Raw genomic sequence first — 19784 nt, forward strand, 5'->3', positions numbered from 1 at the left:
GCCAATGAACTCTTTTAGACTCTTTCAAAATATGAGGAACGTTATTTGCATTACTTCTCCCATAAATAAAGGATAGTTTATGAATCCACAAAAAATAAAACGTTCAGTTGAACACTTATGTGAGCGAAAAGTACCTATATTTTTATGGGGACCTCCAGGTATTGGAAAATCATCAATTATTTCTCAAATAGCACGAGAAAAAGATATAGCTTGTATAGATTTAAGACTTTCACTACTTGACCCAACAGACTTAAGAGGTATTCCATTTTTTGACTCTTCTAATCAAACAGCTATTTGGGCTCCAGCTTCATTTTTACCTGATGGTAGTATCAAAGAGGGAATTTTATTTTTAGATGAGTTAAATACTGCTGCTCCGATGGTTCAAGCTTCTGCTTATCAACTTATCTTAGATAGAAAAATCGGAGAATACAAACTTCCTGATGGTTGGGCGATAGTTGCTGCTGGAAATAGAGAAAGTGACAAAGGTGTTGTTTTTAGAATGGCTGCACCACTAGCCAATAGATTTATTCACCTTGATATGGAAGTAAATGTTGATGATTGGAAGATTTGGGCAAGAGTCGCAAATATAGATTTATCAATAATCTCATTTATCTCATATAGACCTGATGCACTATTTACTTTTAATACTCACAGTGATTCAAAAGCCTTTGCGACTCCTAGAACTTGGGCTTATGTAAATGAGATTTTACTATCAACACCTGAAGATGACCTACTTATGCCACTTATTAGTGGAGCAATTGGTGAAGAGTTAGCTGCTTCATTTTTAGGATTTAAATCTGTAGTTAAAGATTTACCAGATATGAACGCAATTTTTGAAGGAACAACGACTGAAACTCCAACAGATACTTCTGCTTTACATATTTTATGTACTGCTTTAACACTAAAAGTAAATGATGAAACAAGAACAAAAGAGTTAGACAATCTTGTAACTTACTCTTTAAATCTTCCAGGAGAGTTTGCAGTTATGATAATCCAAGATTTAAGACAAAGAAGTATCGAACTAGATTATCTAAAATCTTGGCCTTTATGGATGAAAAAATTTAACACTTTACTTAGATAAATTATGAGCGCAGATATTTTACTAACAAAAGCAAAAAGCCAACTAACTACCAAACATCCATATTTTGGTATGTTAGCTTCAAGACTAAAACATGAAGAAAATGAAAGCATTAGAGCATATGCAAGTAATGGAAAACGATTTTTATATAATCCTTCTTTTGTGGAGAGTTGTAGTATCGAAGAGTTATCTTTTGTTTTAACTAACTGCGTTATGCATCATATTTTATCTCACCAACAAAGAAAACTAAAAAGAAAAGGTTTTCTTTGGCAACTTGCAACTGATTTTGCAATCAATAATCTCCTTTTTAAAAATGGAGTAAAAATCCCAAAAGGTGCAAATTTTGATAAAAAATACAAAAATATGTACGCTGAAGAGATTTATGAAGAGCTAAAAAAAGAGAGAATTGAAGCTGGATTAGATGCTTATGAAGAAGATCTCAATGAAAAAGAGCAAGAACAAAATGATGAAAATAAATTTACAAAAGTAAAAAATATAGAAGAAAATCTTGATGAACGAGATGAAGAACAGTGGGAATATGCTTCAACTTTGGCAAAAGAGGTAGCTATAAGAAAATCTCTTATGCCTTTGGGATTTGAAAGATTAGCAAAAAAAGTTGAAGCAAAAAATATCGATTGGAAATTTGAACTATACAATGCTATCAATCGGCATATGAGAAACAACTACGCTTTTATGCCACCAAATAAAAAACATCTTTATCGAGGTTTTGCTTTGCCATCACTAACAAGTGATACTTTAAGTTTAATAGTTGCTATTGATACATCAGGCTCTATTCAAGAGGAGATTTTAGCAGCTTTTGTTGAAGAGTTTAAAACTATTATGCAAAACTTCCCAGCAGTAAATATAGAACTTCTAATTGCTGATGCAAAAATACAAGGTCACTATAGTTTTAAAAATGCACAAGATATTGATTTTGTTTTAAAAGGTGGTGGAGGGACTGACTATCGTCCAGTATTTGACTACATAGATGCAAATTTTCCTATGAGTAGTATGCTTTTATATTTTACTGATGGTGATGGAATTTTCCCAAGAATTCCTCCATCATATGAAGTTCTTTGGGCACTTTCAAACAGAAAAGATAGAATCCCTTTTGGAAGGTCTATTGTAATTTTTTAGTTAGAAACTAATCTTCTATATTTTCTTGAGTAATTATTTTCATACTTGGAAACTCAAAAGCACACAACCTTGGATTTGGCATTTTATCTTTTGCATAACAGCCTAAATCAATATTTGCATTATACTCATTTAGATAAACTTCATCTAAAATCGTGTGTCCATAAACATTAAAAATTTCACTATTGTTACAATGTCTATTTCTACTCCATAGAACTTGGACTTCAAACTGCTCTTTATCTTCTTCATTTATTGAATCTTTCAAATTCCAGGCTTTTCCAACACTTGAGTGACTAATCACCAAATATCTTCCATTTTCATCTTGGATATTTTTGTACTCAATATATAAAGGTAGTGTTTTTAAAAAAGTTACATCTTCAATCATATCTTCTTTGTTTTGATAATTTTTGATAGTGCTCATTGCACCACCTTTTTCAATCCATCTTCTTAATATTGGATTTTCATTATTTGTATTTATATGTTCAAATGAATCTATCATCATTTTTTCATGATTTCCCAAAATACAATCGTAATGATTATTTCTTATAAACTCTATAACATCCCTAGAATTTTTTCCTCTATCAATCAAATCTCCAACAAAAGCGATTTTGGCATTTTTATTTGGTAATTTATCAATCAATGCCAATAAAGTTTTATAACAACCATGAACATCACCAATAATATAAATCAATTTTTCTTCCTTTTTTAATAAAAAACTGCAAACCAAATAGTTGGCTCTGTTTGGCTTGTAAATTTTACTCTATGTTTTTGCATAGCTTTTATATTTAAACAATCACCTTTTTTTAACTCAACTTCAAAATCACCAAATTCAAGTATAGTAAAACCCTCAAGAAGTAAAATATATTCACTTTGTTCTTGCTCATACCAAAAATCTTCAGGTGAATTTTGACCATTTGAAACAATCTTTTCTATTTTTATCTTCTCATTTTTAAAAATTTCAAAAAATTTTTCTTCACTTTTATCTATTGGAATTTCATCAAAGATATTATATTTTTTCATATTTATTTTGACCTAAAATATTGATTTTTTGGTATTTTACCCAAATTCATATTATGATGTGATATAATCTTGATTGATTTAATCAAGTTATATAAACACACCTTATTTAAAGGTAATTATATTAAATTTGATTAAACTACTTGACTTTATAAAAAAAATTGTCTATAATTTCAACATATTTAAAGTTGATTAAATTAAAAAGGATTAACATACATGGAAAAAGAAACAATTGCAATACATGCAGGATATAATAAAAAACAAGGAAATGGAGAGATGGCAGTTCCAATTTCTCAAACGACAGCTTATGCGTTTAGAGATAGCGAACACGCTGCAAACTTATTTGCTTTAAAAGAACTTGGACCAATTTATACAAGATTAACAAATCCAACAACTGATATTTTAGAGCAAAGATTTGCACAACTTGAAGGTGGAGCAGCAGCTATTTGTACATCATCAGGACAAGCAGCATCATTTTTTGCAGTAGCAAATGTAGCAGAAGCTGGAGATAATATCATCATCTCTGATAAATTATATGGTGGTTCAGTTTCACTTTTTACATATACTTGTAAAAGATTTGGAATTGAAACAAAAATATTTAATAGTGATGATGCATCAAATTTAGAAGAGTTAATTGATGATAAAACAAAAGCTATCTATTTTGAATCATTATCAAATCCACAAATTGCTATTCCAGCTCTTGAAAAGATTGTTGAAATTGCAAAAAAACATGGTGTTTTAACTATTTGTGATAACACTGTTGCAAGTGCTGCATTATTCAACCCTATTTCATGGGGAGTTGATGTTGTAGTTCACTCAACAAGTAAATACACAAGTGGACAAGGAACAGCTTTAGGAGGAATCATAGTTGAAAGAGATGGTTTAGCAGAGTTTTTTAAAGCAAATTCTAATAGATATTCTCATTTCACAACTCCTGATGAATCATATCATGGATTAGTTTATACAGATGTTCCTCTTCCAAACTTTTGTTTAAGAATTAGATTATCACTATTGAGAGATATTGGTGCAACACCTGCTCCATTTAACTCTTGGCTTTTAATTCAAACATTAGAAACTTTAGGATTAAGAGTTGATAAACACTCTGATAATGCTTTAGAAGTTGCAAAATTTTTAGAATCACATCCAAAAGTAAAAGCAGTAAATTATCCAGGGTTAAAATCAAATAAATATTATGATAGAGCGCAAAAATATTTTAAAAATGGAAAAGCTTCTGGATTAATTTCTTTTGATGTAGAATCATTTGAAGATGCAAAAAAAGTAATTGATAGCGTTAAATTATTTAGCGTTGTTGTAAATATCGGTGATAGCAAATCACTTATAACACATCCAGCTTCAACAACTCACTCTCAAATGACTGAAGAAGAGTTATTAAAAGCTGGCGTAAATCCGGTAACTGTTCGATTATCTATTGGTTTAGAAAATCCTATTGATCTTATTGAAGATCTAACTCAAGCATTAAACTAAAAATGCCTTTAATATCAACAAAAGGTGTATATGGATTAACAGCCATGTACGAGTTAAGTAAGCATCAAGAAGATAGTCCCATGCAAATTAAGGAAATATCTGCAAATGCAAACATACCTCAAAATTACTTGGAACAGCTCTTAAGCAAACTAAGACGAGCTGAACTTGTAAAAAGTATAAGAGGAGCAAGAGGTGGATATATTCTTGCAAAAAGTCCTGATGAAATCAAAGTAGTTGATATTTTGATTGCATTAGAAGATGACATAAAAATAACAGATACAAAAGCGGATAATCCAATTTTGAATATCTTTTTTGATGAGTCAAAGAATAGTATGAAAAAAATTTTTGATATAAAATTATCTAAACTAGATGAATATCAAGAAAAATATAATGAATTTTTACATTACAACATATAAAGGATAAAAGATGAAATATGCAAATAATATAACAGAATTAATTGGTAACACACCTTTAGTAAAATTGCAAGGTGCAAGTGAAGCAAGTGGAGCAACAGTTTTAGGAAAATGTGAATTTATGAATCCTTCACATTCAGTAAAAGATAGAATTGGTACAAATATGATAAACACTGCTTTAAAAGCAGGATTAATCAATAAAGATACAACTGTAATTGAACCAACAAGTGGAAATACAGGAATTGCACTTGCTTCAGTTTGTGCAGCACTTGGAATAAAACTAATTCTTACAATGCCAGCATCAATGAGTATTGAAAGAAGAAGATTATTAAAAGCATTAGGAGCTGAACTTGTGTTAACTCCACCAGAAAAAGGAATGAAAGGAGCTATTGAAAAAGCTGATGAGATAAAAGAGAATACACCAAACTCTTTTATTCCTCAACAATTTGCAAATGCAGCAAACCCAGAAATTCATAGACTTACAACTGCAAAAGAGATTTTAGCTGACACTGATGGAAAAGTTGATATTTTCATTGCAGCAGTTGGAACAGGTGGAACATTAACTGGAACTGGAGAAGTTTTAAAAGCTCATAATCCAAATGTACAAATTATTGCCGTTGAACCTGAAGCAAGTCCAGTATTAAGTGGTGGAAAACCAGGACCTCATAAAATTCAAGGAATTGGAGCAGGATTTGTACCAGATGTATTAAATACAACAATTTATGATGAAGTAATTCAAGTAGCAAATGATGATGCAATTGAAAGTTCAAGAAAATTAGCACAAAATGAAGGACTACTTGTAGGAATCAGTGCAGGTGCTAATGCTCATGTAGCAGCATTAGTTGCAGCAAGACCAGAAAACAAAGGTAAAACTATAGTTACAATTTTATGTGACACAGGTGAAAGATACTTAAGTTCTGGTTTATACAATTATGATGAAGAGTAAGAACTCTTTATCATAAGGTTCAATTAAAATAGGGAAATTACATGCACGAAAAACCTTATAGGTCAGTTGTAAAGGCAATATCTTGGCGAACAGTAGGAACACTTGATACGATGATTGTTTCTTATTTTGTCACAGGGAATTTAATAATGGCTGCTTCTATTGGCTCAATAGAAGTTATAACAAAAATGATTTTATACTATTTTCACGAAAGAGCTTGGAATAAGTTATCTTTTGGAAGAGTAAAACCAGCAGAAAATGATTATCAAATTTAGGTTAATTTATGAGTAAAAAAGAGTTAATAGAAAATTTAAATAAAGAACTTGAAAATAAATCAATAAAAGAAGTTGTTACTTATTTTTTAGATAATTTTAAAAATGTGGCTTTAAGTTCAAGTTTAGCAGTAGAAGATCAAGTTTTGACAGATTTACTACTTAAAAAAGATAAGAATGCAACGATATTTACATTGGATACAGGAAGATTACATCCTGAAACTTATGATGTAATGGATGCAACAAATCTAAAATATGGTGTAAAAATCGATGTATTTTTTCCTGATAATAAAAAAGTACAAGAGCTTTATCAAACTCAAGGTGTAAATGGTCATTATGAAAGTATTGAAAAAAGAAAAAACTGCTGTAATATCAGAAAAATCGAACCGTTAAAAAGAGCTTTAAATGGTGTTGAAGTTTGGATTACAGGATTAAGAGCAGCTCAAAGTATTACAAGAGTTGATATGCCTTTAGTTGAATGGGATGATAGCTTTAAAGTTATCAAAGTAAATCCTTTAATCAACTGGAGTGAAAAAGATGTTTGGGATTATATAAAAGAAAATAGAGTTCCATATAACAAACTTCACGATAAAGGATATCCTAGTATTGGATGTGCTCCTTGTACAAGAGCTATAAAAGAAGGTGAAGATATAAGAGCAGGAAGATGGTGGTGGGAGAACCCAGAACATAAAGAGTGTGGTTTACACAAAAAATAAGAAAGGAAGAAAATGCAAATAAGCCAAGATAGGTTAACTCATCTAAAACAACTAGAAGCAGAATCAATGCATATTATGAAAGAAGTTGTAGCAGAATTTAGTAATCCAGCGATGTTATATAGTGTTGGAAAAGATAGTTCAGTTATGTTACATCTTTTACAAAAAGCATTTTATCCAGCACCTCCACCACTACCTTTAGTTCATGTTGATACAACATGGAAATTTAAAGAGATGATTGAGTTTAGAGATAAAAGAGCTAAAGAAGTTGGTATGGAACTTTTAGTTTATATCAATCCAAAAGGGAAAGAGATGAATATCTCTCCATTTACTCATGGTTCAGCTTTACACACAGATATCATGAAAACTGAGGGTTTAAAAAATATGTTAAACATTCAACAGTTTGATGCTGTATTTGGTGGAGCTAGACGTGATGAAGAAAAATCAAGAGCTAAAGAAAGAATTTACTCATTTAGAGATAAAAACCATAGATGGGATCCAAAAAATCAAAGACCAGAACTTTGGAATATCTATAATGGAAGACACACAAAAGGTGAGTCTATTAGAGTATTCCCTTTATCAAACTGGACAGAACTTGATATTTGGCAATATATCTATTTAGAAAATATTTCTATTCCTGATTTATACTTTTCAAAAGAAAGAGATGTAGTAGAATATATGGGAACTAAAATCATGGTTGATGATGATAGAATGCCTGAAGAATTAAGAAAAACAGCTAAAAAAGAGATGGTAAGATTTAGAACTTTAGGGTGTTATCCATTAACAGGTGCAGTAAATTCAACTGCTACAACATTACCTGAAATTATTCAAGAAATGCTTATTTGTACAACAAGTGAGAGACAAGGAAGACTTATAGACTCTGATGGTGACGCATCAATGGAGAAAAAGAAACAAGAAGGATATTTTTAAGATGGCACATCAATCAGATTTAATTTCACAAAATATTGAACAATATTTAAAAGAACACGAAAACAAAGAAATCTTAAGATTTATTACTTGTGGTTCAGTAGATGACGGTAAATCAACTTTAATTGGAAGATTACTTTATGATTCAAAAATGATTTTTGAAGACCAATTAGCTGCTATTGAAAAAGATAGTAAAAAAGTTGGAACAACTGGTGATAAAATTGACTTAGCACTTTTAGTTGATGGTCTTGCAAGTGAAAGAGAGCAAGGTATTACTATCGATGTTGCTTATAGATTTTTTTCAACAGAAAGAAGAAAATTTATTATTGCAGATACTCCAGGTCACGAGCAATATACAAGAAACATGGCAACAGGAGCTAGTACAGCTGATTTAGCAATTATCTTAGTTGATGCAAGACAAGGTATTTTAACTCAAACTAAAAGACACTCATATATTGCAAGTCTTTTAGGAATTAAAAACCTAATCGTTGCTATTAATAAAATGGATTTAGTTGACTTTAGCCAAGAAGTATTTGAAAAGTTTAAAAGTGATTACAATGAAATTATTGAATATCTTCCTCATAACAAAGATTTAAATATTCAGTTTATTCCAATTTCTGCACTTGATGGAGATAATATTTTAACTATTTCACCTAAATGTTCATGGTATAAAGGGCTTCCTTTAATGGAATTATTAGATACTACACCTATTAATAAACAAGAGTCATCTTCATTTAGATTACCTGTTCAATATGTGGTACGTCCTCACTTAAACTTTAGAGGTTTCTCAGGAACAATAGCAAGTGGTGAAATCAAAGTTGGTGATGAAATTACAGTATTACCATCAAGAAAAACATCAAAAGTTAAATCTATAGTATCAAATGAGATTAAAGATTTAAGACCAATTGGAAAAGATGAAACTGTTGAAACTATAGATAGAGCATTTTCTCCAATGGCAACAACAATTACACTTGAAGATGAGATTGATATTTCTAGAGGTGATATGATTGTAAAATCAGACGATATTCCAAAAGTATCAAATCACTTATCTTGTATGGTTGTATGGATGGATGAAACTCCTTTAAAATTGAACCAAAACTATATTATTAAAAGAGCAACTTCAGTATTAAATGGTGCATTTAATGCTATTGAATTTAAAAAGAATATCAATACATTTGAAGAAATTGATACAACAGAATTAGCACTTAATGATATTGCAAAATGTACTTTATCATTAGATAGAGAAATTGCCGTTGATCCATACCATGAAAATAGATATACAGGAAGTTTCATTATCATTGATAAATATACAAACTCAACTGTTGGTGCAGGAATGATCATATCTTCTATTGAAGGTTTTGCAAAACTTGAAGAAAATAAAAAAGTTTATACTAAAGCAGAAGTTGAATTAAATGAATTTATTAGAAGAAACTACCCTGAATGGGAATGTAAGGCTATATAATGTCTAATAACTTAGCATTTAATATGGAAAAAATAAAAAAAGAGAAAAGTGGAGTAGATGTCTTAGCTGACATCTACTTCTATGCTGTTTTTGGTGAAAAAATGAGCCTTGAAGATTTGGAGAGATTCAAATGGTATGGACTTTATACACAAGATGAACAACAAAACTATTTTAAACTAAGAATCCCTTTATCTATGGGAGAATTAAATTTAATCCAATTAAAAACTCTTAGTTTGATTTCTAAAAAATATAGTAATAATACATTAATCTTTTCAGATGAGCAAAAAATAGAACTTACAAATCTAAAAATTTTTGATTTGCCAGAGATTTTCAAACTTCTTCAAGAGATAAATTTAAACACTTATTTTGAAGCGGGTCATACAGTAAGAAGAGTTTTAACTTGTCCAGTAAATGGAATAGACCATACGCAACTTTTAGATGTTGAACCACTTGCTAATAAGTTAAATGAAACATTTATTGGGAATAAGAATTTTGAAAATCTTCCAAATAAACTTCAAATCGCAATTAGTGGTTATGAAGAGGGTTGTGATGTAAGATTTACTCCTGATGTTAGTTTTAATGCAACAAAAGATGAAAAAGATAAAATAGTTTTTGCAGTTAAAATTTTAGACAAAATTATAGGATATATCACACCTGCACAAGTTATAAAAACTGCAATTGCAATTGCTAATATTTATAAAGATTTTGGTGATAGAGAAAATTCAAGAAGAAGTACATTTGAGTATCTTGTAAATAATTGGGGATTTAACAAATTTTCTGATATTTTAAATTCAACTGTAAATTACAAAATTCAAAGAAATATAAATAAAAGCGGAAATATCATACCAAGAAAACCTAGACTTGGAATTAATAAAAGTAAAATTGAAGGTCAAAGTTATATAGGTTGTAGAGTAAAATCTTCAACTATTTCTAGTACAAATATTGACACATTATCAACTTTACTTGAAAAATATGAAGCAAATAGAGTTAAAATCACTCATAAAGGAAATATTATTATTTTAAATGTTCCTACAAATAGTGCTGAAAACTTAGCAAAAGAGTTAGAAAAAATCAACTTTAATCCTTTTATTTAAAAAAGAGCTTTTTATTAAGCTCTTTTTATTGAAGCCAACTCTTATAGTAAATAACTTAAAATTATAAAATTGATAACAATAACTAATTATAAAGAGTAAAAATTTATGGATAAAAATATTTTTAGACCTTTTTTCAATGAAAATACAGATTTATTAAACTTTATTAGATACAACACTATTGGAAAAAATAAAAAAGAGTATTTTGATTACACAGCTTCTGGACTTGCATTTAGACAAATAGAAAATAGAATTTTTGATGTTTTAGAAACTTATGCAAATACCCACTCTAAAGAAGCTTCAAATGCTGATACTACATCAAATTATTATGAAGAAGCCAGAAAAAATCTAGCAAAATCTTTGGAATTAAATGATGAATTTGCAATACTTCCTAGCGGTTGTGGAACAACTGCTGCTATAAAAAAATTTCAAGAATTATTAGGAATATATATTCCTCCTGCAACAATTAAAAGATTTGGAATAACAGTAGCTAAAAAGAAACTTCCTCTAATCATCGTTGGACCTTATGAACACCATTCAAATGAAGTAAGTTATAGAGAAGCTTTATGTGAAGTAATAAGGATAAAACTAACAAGTGATGGATTGGTTGATCTTTTTCAATTAAAAGAAATTTTGCAAGAAAATGCTCATAGAGAAATAATTGGTTGCTTTTGTATTGCTTCAAATGTATCTGGAATAATTACTCCTTATGAAGAGATATCAAAACTTATTAAACGTTATGGTGGGAAAGTTTTATTTGATGCAGCTGCATCAAGTCCATATATAAATGTACCTTGTGAATTATATGATGCATTAGTTTTATCTCCTCATAAACTTCTTGGAGGTCCTGGAAGTTGTGGATTATTAATTATTAGAAAAAATCTAATTGATACATCAATTGCTCCAACATTTGCTGGTGGTGGAACTGTAGAGTATGTAAATAAAGATTCACAATATTATCAAAAAGATATAGAAGCTAGAGAAGATGCTGGAACTCCACCTATTTTGCAATTTATTCGAGCAAGTCTTGCATATCAACTAAGAAATGAAATAGGTTTTGATTTTATAAAAGATAGAAAAAATGAATTAAAAAAGTATTTTATCAGTGAACTAAGAAATATACCAAATTGCGTAATCTATGGAAATCAAGAAGTTGAAAATATAGGAATTATTTCTTTTAATATAAAAGGTTTAAGTCCTTATGATTTATGTAACAATTTGTCTTCAACTGATAATTTTCAAACTAGAGCTGGATGTTCATGTGCTGGACCTTATGGACATGATTTACTTGGGATAAAAGAACTAGATATAAATAATCGTCCAGGATGGGTTAGAATTTCTATTCATTTTTCACAAACAAAAGAAGATATTAAAAATTTAATTGAGAGTATTAAAAAAATTGCAAATTAAACAAACTCTAAACACTCTATTTAAAATTCATTAACTAAGAAAGCATACAATCCAAAATGAGTTTTATAATATTTTTTTCAGTTTTTATGATTGTTTTTGCTTTTCAAACATTGATAATAAAAAAACGTCTTATAAATAAACTAGATTTTAATTATAAGACTAGAAAATATCTTAGCTTATTTTTATATCTAACATTTTTTGGGGTACTTATGTATCCAATAGCTAGATATTTTCCCTTAGTGCCCAACTGGCTCTATTTTCTCCTTTCTTTACCAATTGGGGTGATTTTTTTAACATTTATTATTACTTTATTTCATGAAATCATCTCTCTTGGAATTTCAAAAACAAAATATACTAAAAATCGACGAGAATTTTTTAAAAAAGGTTTAGATATAGGTATTATTTCAGCTGTAATTGCAACAAATGCAAAAGCTATGGATAATGCAAGACATATCGAAATTGAAGTAGTTGATGTTAAGATAAATAATTTAAATAAACCTTATACTATTTTACAACTAAGTGATATTCACATTGGTGGATTAATTACAAAAGATTTTATAAAAAATCTTGTAAAAAAAGTAAATATTCTAAATCCTGATGTTGTTGTAATAACTGGTGATTTAGTTGATACAAAACTTGAATATGCAAAACCTGCTTTGGATGAATTAAAAAATATAAACTCTAAATATGGAACATATTTTATAGTAGGGAATCACGAATATTTTCATGGTGTAAAACCAATTATTAATTATGTAAATTCATTAGGAATTAAAACTTTAGAAAATGAAAATATTTATATAGGGGAAAAAGATAAAGGTTTTTATCTTTGTGGAGTTTATGATAGATTTGGTGAAAGATATGGCTCTTACAAACCAAATATAACTCAAGCTTTAAAAAATAGTGAAGATAAACCAACTATTCTTTTAGCCCATCAACCAAAATATTTAGAAGAAATAGAAACAAAAGGTATAGATTTAGTTCTTTGTGGACACACACATGGTGGACAAATTTTTCCATTTAATTTTTTAGTAAAACTTCAACAACCTTATGTAAAAGGTTTACATCAACACAATGAAACTACACAAGTTTATGTTAATAAAGGTACAGGATTTTGGGGACCACCTATGAGATTAGGGGCTTCAAGTGAGATAACTATTTTAAAGTTATCTTAATAAATTTTTTTTATTTATGAAATAAAAAAAATGAACTTAAAATAGATATAGTATAAATACTCATTAAAATAATATAATCAATCTTATTTGTTTTATTCTTATTCATTTAAATCTCCTTTTTTAAGAAGGAGTAAACTCCTTCTTTTTATTTAACTGTTATTGTTTTTTTAGTAGTTTCATCTTTAAGTTTTGGAATAATTACCTCTAAAACTCCATTTTCACTACTTGCTTCAATATTTTCAATATCTGCATTATCTGGAAGAGTAAAACTTCTTGAAAATTTTCCAAAATATGTCTCTACTTTGTAGTAATCTTCTTCTTTTACTTCATCTTTGATTTTTCTTTCACCACTGATTGTTAAAATACCCTTGTTTATGTCTACTTTTATATCTTCTTTTTTTACACCAGGTAAATCAATATCGACGTGATAAGCAAACTCTCCTTCCCTTGTGTTCACTACAGGGACGAAAGCATTTACACCTTCACTATTAGTTTGATTATATAAATTTTTTTCAATTTCTCTTATTTGTTTAAAAGGATCAAATTTTGTTAAAAGCATTTCTAACTCCTTAAAAATTTTTAATCTTGATAGTATTTATATCAAGTCTTAGAATATTAACATATTTTTTAGCACTTGTCAATATTAATTGCTAATTTTAGAAATATAGTCGTTATTATTGTATTTATATTTATCACTTCTTTACCTAGTATGCTAATTTATACAGTACATCACTTTATATACAATATTTAATTTTTATTATTTGCTTATTTCTGTATAATGATTTTTATCAAAATAAAAGGATTCAAAATGTCTTTAAAAGTAGTAATTTCTCATAAAACTCACTACAAATACGATAGAAAGATTTCATTATCTCCACATATAATTAGATTAAGACCGGCTCCTCATAGTAGAACTCCAATTGAAGCTTATTCATTGAAAATCAAGCCAGAAAATCACTTCTTAAATTGGCAACAAGATCCATTTGGAAACTATTTAGCAAGATTGGTTTTTCCTGAAAAAACTGATGAATTTTGTATTGATGTAGAAATCATAGCTGATATGATTACTATTAATCCTTTTGATTTTTTTGTTGAAGATAGTGCAAAAAATTACCCATTTGAATATAAAAAAGATTTAAAAAAAGAGTTAAAACCTTATTTAAAAATTGAAGAAAAGAATAAAATATTAAAAGATTTTATAAATAGTATTGATAAAAAAGAAAAACCTATTATTGATTTTCTAGTCGAAGTAAATCAAAAAATAAATCAACACCTAAACTACACTGTAAGACTTGAACCAGGTGTTCAAACTTGTAAAACAACACTAGAAAAGAAACTTGGAAGTTGTAGAGATTTTGCTTGGTTGTTTGTTCAAGTATTAAGACATCTTGGACTTGCTAGCCGTTTTGTATCTGGATATTTAGTTCAATTAACAGCCGATGTTAAATCATTAGATGGTCCAAGTGGTCCTGAAGCTGACTTTACAGATTTACATGCTTGGACAGAAGTCTATGTTCCAGGAGCAGGATGGATTGGGCTTGATAGTACAAGTGGACTTTTTGCAGGAGAAGGTCATATTCCACTTGCTTGTACACCACATTATAACTCTGCTCACGCTATTGAAGGATTTAGTGATAAATGTGAAACTGAGTTTGATTACGAAAATAAAGTAACAAGAATTTTTGAATCACCAAGAGTTACAAAACCATACAAAGAAGAACAATGGGATGCTATTTATAACTTAGGTTTTAAAGTTGATGAAGATTTAGTAAAAAATGATGTTCGTTTAACTATGGGAGGAGAACCAACTTTTGTATCTATTGATGATATGGAATCTGCTCAATGGAATAGTGAAGCAGATGGTGAACATAAAAGAGAATTAGCAAATAATCTTGCAAGAAGATTACTTGAAACAAATACAAATGGTGGACTACTTCATCACGCTCAAGGGAAATGGTACCCTGGAGAACCACTTCCTAGATGGCAAACAACTATCTTTTGGAGAAAAGATGATAAACCTATTTGGAAGAATCCAGATTTATTAGCTGATATGAATAAAAGCTATTCGTATACGACAGCTGATGCAAAAGAGTTTATTTCAACACTTTCTTTGATTTTAGGTATAAGTGATGAAAATGTAATTCCAGCTTTTGAAGACCCAATTTATTATATTATGAAAGAAGCAGAACTTCCTATTGATATTGACCCTTTAAAATATGATTTAAAAGATCCTTTAGAGCGAAAAACTATTGCTCAAAAGTTAACTCAAGGATTAAATAGTGAAGTAGGATATGTTCTACCTATTAATTTTGGAACAACAAAATGGATTACATCAAAATGGGAATTTAGACGTGGTCATCTATTTCTAAGTGCAGGAAATTCGCCAATAGGATTTAGACTTCCTTTAGAATCATTAATCGTAAAACCACAAGTTGAATTAGAGCAAGATTTTCAACCAGATTTATTTGCCTCATATCCTGCGCTTGGTGATTATATAAGTGCAGTTGAAAAACGTGCTAAAAAAATGAGTAAAAAAACTACTCTTAAAAATAAATATACAGCTTTTGTTAGAACAGCATTAAGTATTGAGATAAGAGATAACAAACTTTGTATTTTCCTTCCTCCAATTGAAAAAACTGAAGTATTTTTAGACTTAATAGCTTCTATTGAAGAAACAGCTACTAGATTAAATATGGCTGTTATAATTGAAGGATATGAACCTCCTTATGATTTAAGAACAGATAGAATAAAAGTTACTCCAGACCCAGGTGTTATTGAAGTAAATATTCAACCAACAAGCTCATGGAAAGAGTTAAGTGACAATATTTTAAGTCTTTATGAAGATGCTAGAGTTTGTCGTCTTGGAACTGAAAAATTTATGATAGATGGAAGACACACAGGAACTGGTGGGGGAAACCATGTAACTATTGGAGCTATGGAGCCTAGCGATTCGCCACTATTAAGAAATCCTAATTTATTACGAAGTTTAATTACTTTCTGGCAACATCACCCTGGACTTTCATATCTATTTAGTGGAGCATTCATAGGTCCTACTTCACAAGCTCCAAGAGTTGATGAAGGAAGAGTTGAGAATCTTTATGAATTAGAAATTGCCTTTTCTCAAATACCTGAAAGTGGAGATGTTCCTTATTGGCTAACAGATAGATTATTTAGACATATGTTAACAGATATTACAGGAAATACACATAGAAGTGAGTTTTGTATAGATAAACTATACTCACCAGATAGTGCAAGTGGAAGACTTGGAATTTTAGAATTACGTGCTTTTGATATGCCACCTCATTCACAAATGGCACTTTTACAAATGTTATTAGTTCGTGCATTAGTTTCATGCTTTTGGAAAAGACCATATAAACATAATCTTATTCGTTGGGGAACAAGACTTCACGATAAATTCTTACTAGAGCACTATGTAAGAGAGGATTTAAAAAGTGTAGTTGAGTATCTAAATGATGAAGGATATGAATTTAAATTAGACTGGTTTGATCCATTTTTTGAGTTTAGATTCCCATTATATGGTATGACAACCATTGAAGGAATGCATGTTGAAATAAGAGCTGCTATTGAGCCTTGGAATGTTTTAGGAGAAGAATCTGGAAGTCAAGGAACAGCAAGATATGTTGATTCATCACTTGAAAGACTACAAATTAAAATCCAAGATTTCAATGAAGAAAGATATGTCATAAGTTGTAATGGAGTTCAAGTTCCTCTTAGTAAAACAAATGTTGAAGGAGAATATGTAAGTGGTGTTAGATATAAAGCTTGGCAACCTTGGTCAGCGTTACATCCAACCATTAAAGTTGATACACCTTTAACTTTTGATATAATAGACAAATGGAATACAAGATCGATTGGTGGATTTAACTATTTTGTTTCACATCCTGGTGGAAGAAGTTATGATACATTCCCTGTAAATTCTTATGAAGCTGAATCAAGAAGAATAAATAGATATTGGGACTTTAACCATTCACAAGGAGAAGTAACTCCAATTGAACCTAAAATTACTGGTGAAGCAAACTCTGTTTTTGCAGTTGAAGCATCAAGAGTTATGACAAGTAAAACTGGAAGTAAAAAACTATACTTCCATGAAATGCCAAAAAATAAAGAGTATCCTCATACATTAGATTTAAGACAAAGGTGGATGAAAAATTAGATGTCAATTTTTGATAGTTGTAGGTTAGAATCATCATTTGATGAAATGTTTGATAATGAATGTAATATTAGACCTCACTGGAAAGATATTATAGCTGGACTTGAAAATGCTGGAATCAAACAATTAGAACAAAAACAACTAGAAATTGATTGGCGACTTGAAGATAATGGAGTTACTTACAATATCTATAATGATCCAGAAGGAAATAATAGAAGATGGAATCTTGATCCTATTCCTTTAGTTATAACTTCACAAGAATGGGAAGAAGTTTCAAAAGGTTTAAAACAAAGGGCAAAACTTCTAAATCTTATTTTTAAAGATTTATATACTGAACAAAAACTTATAAAAGAAGGAATTATCCCTGCTGAAATAGTTTTTGGTCACAAAAGTTTTATTCCTGAAGTTTTTAATTTTCATAATCAAGACTACTATTCTCTAAGATTTTATGCAAGTGATATAAGCAGAGGTCCAGATGGTAAATTTTGGGTTATTAATGATAGAACTCAATCCCCATCAGGTCTTGGATATGCTATAGAAAATCGTCTTACTATGAACTCTATTTCAAATGATTTATATCCAAATGTTGAAATAAAAAAAATGGCTAAATTTATAGAAGGTTATAAAGATATGCTTAAATCTTTATCTTCTTCAAATCAAGATAATCCTTTAATTGTACTTTTAACTCCTGGCCCATTAAATGAGACTTATTTTGAACACTCTTATCTTAGTTCATATTTAGATTTAACTTTAGTTCAAGGAGAAGATTTACTTGTAAAAAACAATCACCTTTGGCTAAAAAGTCTAAAAGGATTAAGACGTGTTGATACTTTAATAAGAAGAGTTGATGCCCAATATTGTGACCCACTTGAATTAAAAAACAATTCTCAATTAGGTGTTGCAGGTCTTGTAAATGTTGTTAGAGAAGATAACTTATCTATGATTAATCCAATTGGAGTTGGAATACTTGAAAATATTGGATTAAATCCTTTTATGAAAAATATTGCAAAATTTTTATTAGATGAAGAATTAATTCTTCCTCAAATTGCCACTTGGTGGTGTGGACAAAAAAAAGAACTTGACTTTGTACTTGCAAATCTGAAGAATCTAATAATAAAAAAGATTGATAGAACTGATAATATTGAAGTATATTTTGCAAATAAACTTGATGAAAAACAACTTCTTGATTTAACAGAAAAGATAAAAAAAGCACCTCATTATTATGTAGGTCAAGAAATCATAGATTTTTCAACTACACCCTCTTTTTCAAAAGGAAAAGTTGAGCCTAGAAATACTGTAATTAGATCTTTTTCCTATCTACAAGGAGAGGATTATAATGTCTTACAAGGTGGTTTAATTCGTGTTTCTCCCTCTAAAGATTCATTAGTTGTTTCTAATCAAAAAGGAGGAGCTAGTAAAGATTTATGGATTTTAGGAAAAGATGAAGAATATGTAGGAAATAATATATTTAAAAATAGAGCTTTTTTTGATTCTAGGCTTGAAAATATCTCTACAAAAAGAGCTGAAAATCTCTTTTGGATGGGAAGATATTTAAGTAGAGCTATTACAACAGCAAGAATGATTAGATTTAATTTAAAATCTATGTTAAATATCAACAGATATGATGATAACATAAGTTCAAAACAAACAACAAAGATTTTAAATAGAGCATTAACTCATCTTACAATGTGTTATCCAGGATTTTTAGATGAAAAATTAAAACAACCTCTTACAGAAATAATTTCACTAATAAAAGATAAAAATAGAGTTGGAAGTCTCTCTTTTTCTCTTAGTTTACTCTCAAATTTAAATGCTAGTGTAAAAAATCTTCTAACAATGGAAGCATGGAGAATCTACGAAAAACTCCAAAAAGAGTGGAATAGTTATAATAAAAGAGAAGTAATTTCATATAAAGACCATATAAATGAACTTGATAAACTTTTGATTTATTTAATGGCTTACAAAGAATTGATTGATGAAAGTATATTTAAAGAGCAAGGTTTAATTTTATATGACATAGGATGTAAAATAGAGATTTCTCAATTGCTTATTTCTAAATTACGTTCTTTACTCACTTTAAAGCTTGATAAACTTTTAGAATATGATGTTTTGGATTCTATGCTTAACTCTTATGAAAGTTATAACTCTTATAGAGCTTATTATAAATCATCTTTAGATTTAAAAAATGTATTAGATTTTTTATTATTCAACAAAAAATATCCAAAATCTCTGATTTACATAATAACTCAGTTGTTAGAAGATTTAAAAGAGTTACCAAAAAATATTGATAATTCAAGATTAAGCAACTTTGAAGAGCCTATATTTAAAGTCTTTTCTATGTTAACACTTGCAAATACAAATAAACTTTTAGAAACTAAAGAAGATGAATACATATACAAAGAGCTTGAAAGTTTTCTTTCTGTAATTTCTGATTTACTAAGTCAAACTTCAGAAGAATTAACAAAAACTTATTTTTCACACTACAACGAGTAATTT

The 19784-nt window shown here is 29.1% G+C and carries 17 protein-coding genes; 14 read left to right on the forward strand and 3 right to left on the reverse strand.

Translation table 11 applies throughout. From position 1 onward, the window contains the following. Positions 1–79: 79 nt before the first annotated feature. The gene (locus ABLL_RS14315) at positions 80–1081 is read left to right on the forward strand and encodes an AAA family ATPase (RefSeq protein ID WP_014475499.1); all 1002 of its coding nucleotides are present in this window, start codon (positions 80–82) and stop codon (positions 1079–1081) included. 3 nt (positions 1082–1084) lie between these two features. Next, positions 1085–2215, forward strand: coding sequence for a VWA-like domain-containing protein (locus tag ABLL_RS14320; RefSeq protein WP_014475500.1), 1131 nt, complete (start codon positions 1085–1087; stop codon positions 2213–2215). A 7-nt stretch (positions 2216–2222) separates the two neighbouring features. Here ABLL_RS14320 and ABLL_RS14325 read toward each other — a convergent pair whose 3' ends face one another. Together ABLL_RS14325 and ABLL_RS14330 are read right to left on the reverse strand one after the other, a co-directional pair. After that, the gene (locus tag ABLL_RS14325; protein WP_014475501.1) at positions 2223–2903 is read right to left on the reverse strand and encodes a metallophosphoesterase; all 681 of its coding nucleotides are present in this window, start codon (positions 2901–2903) and stop codon (positions 2223–2225) included. Between the two features lie 14 nt (positions 2904–2917). After that, positions 2918–3232 (reverse strand): cupin domain-containing protein, encoded by a 315-nt coding sequence (locus ABLL_RS14330; protein ID WP_014475502.1) that lies wholly within the window; start codon positions 3230–3232, stop codon positions 2918–2920. Between the two features lie 213 nt (positions 3233–3445). On the opposite strand from ABLL_RS14330, the gene ABLL_RS14335 reads away from it, so the two are divergent. From ABLL_RS14335 to ABLL_RS14380, 10 genes are all read left to right on the forward strand, one after another. Next, the gene (locus ABLL_RS14335; protein ID WP_014475503.1) at positions 3446–4714 is read left to right on the forward strand and encodes an O-acetylhomoserine aminocarboxypropyltransferase/cysteine synthase family protein; all 1269 of its coding nucleotides are present in this window, start codon (positions 3446–3448) and stop codon (positions 4712–4714) included. A gap of 2 nt (positions 4715–4716) precedes the next feature. After that, complete coding sequence (locus ABLL_RS14340; RefSeq protein ID WP_014475504.1) at positions 4717–5130, forward strand: Rrf2 family transcriptional regulator; 414 nt, start codon at positions 4717–4719, stop codon at positions 5128–5130. A 10-nt stretch (positions 5131–5140) separates the two neighbouring features. Then, positions 5141–6073, forward strand: a complete 933-nt coding sequence (gene cysK / locus ABLL_RS14345) for a cysteine synthase A (protein WP_014475505.1) — start codon at positions 5141–5143, stop codon at positions 6071–6073. A gap of 41 nt (positions 6074–6114) precedes the next feature. Beyond that, positions 6115–6345, forward strand: coding sequence for a DUF2061 domain-containing protein (locus tag ABLL_RS14350; protein ID WP_041654950.1), 231 nt, complete (start codon positions 6115–6117; stop codon positions 6343–6345). 8 nt (positions 6346–6353) lie between these two features. Further along, a complete protein-coding gene (locus ABLL_RS14355) occupies positions 6354–7058 on the forward strand; it encodes a phosphoadenylyl-sulfate reductase (RefSeq protein WP_014475507.1) in 705 nt (234 codons plus the stop codon). A 12-nt stretch (positions 7059–7070) separates the two neighbouring features. After that, positions 7071–7985 carry a sulfate adenylyltransferase subunit CysD gene (gene cysD, locus ABLL_RS14360; protein WP_014475508.1) on the forward strand — a complete coding sequence of 305 codons (915 nt, stop codon included), beginning with the start codon at positions 7071–7073 and terminating at the stop codon, positions 7983–7985. A 1-nt stretch (position 7986) separates the two neighbouring features. Beyond that, a complete protein-coding gene (gene cysN, locus ABLL_RS14365; RefSeq protein WP_014475509.1) occupies positions 7987–9444 on the forward strand; it encodes a sulfate adenylyltransferase subunit CysN in 1458 nt (485 codons plus the stop codon). After that, on the forward strand, positions 9444–10538 hold the full coding sequence (locus ABLL_RS14370; RefSeq protein WP_014475510.1) for a sulfite reductase: 1095 nt from the start codon (positions 9444–9446) through the stop codon (positions 10536–10538). Before cysN ends, ABLL_RS14370 begins: the two co-directional genes overlap by 1 nt. Before the next feature lie 105 nt (positions 10539–10643). After that, positions 10644–11945, forward strand: a complete 1302-nt coding sequence (locus tag ABLL_RS14375; RefSeq protein WP_014475511.1) for an aminotransferase class V-fold PLP-dependent enzyme — start codon at positions 10644–10646, stop codon at positions 11943–11945. Between the two features lie 281 nt (positions 11946–12226). Then, complete coding sequence (locus tag ABLL_RS14380; RefSeq protein ID WP_228712401.1) at positions 12227–13117, forward strand: metallophosphoesterase; 891 nt, start codon at positions 12227–12229, stop codon at positions 13115–13117. A gap of 145 nt (positions 13118–13262) precedes the next feature. On the opposite strand, the gene ABLL_RS14385 is transcribed toward ABLL_RS14380, so the two are convergent. Further along, positions 13263–13676, reverse strand: a complete 414-nt coding sequence (locus ABLL_RS14385) for an Hsp20/alpha crystallin family protein (RefSeq protein ID WP_014475513.1) — start codon at positions 13674–13676, stop codon at positions 13263–13265. Between the two features lie 249 nt (positions 13677–13925). Between ABLL_RS14385 and ABLL_RS14390 the strand changes: the two genes are divergently transcribed. Then, entirely contained in the window at positions 13926–17291 is a 3366-nt protein-coding gene (locus tag ABLL_RS14390; protein ID WP_014475514.1) for a DUF2126 domain-containing protein, read from the forward strand. Continuing rightward, positions 17292–19781: a circularly permuted type 2 ATP-grasp protein gene (locus ABLL_RS14395; protein WP_014475515.1), complete on the forward strand. Its 2490-nt coding sequence runs from the start codon at positions 17292–17294 to the stop codon at positions 19779–19781. It begins immediately after the preceding gene. The last annotated feature ends 3 nt before the right edge of the window (positions 19782–19784 follow it).

Source organism: Arcobacter sp. L, assembly GCF_000284235.1.
GTDB classification, from domain to species: Bacteria; Campylobacterota; Campylobacteria; order Campylobacterales; family Arcobacteraceae; genus Aliarcobacter; species Aliarcobacter defluvii.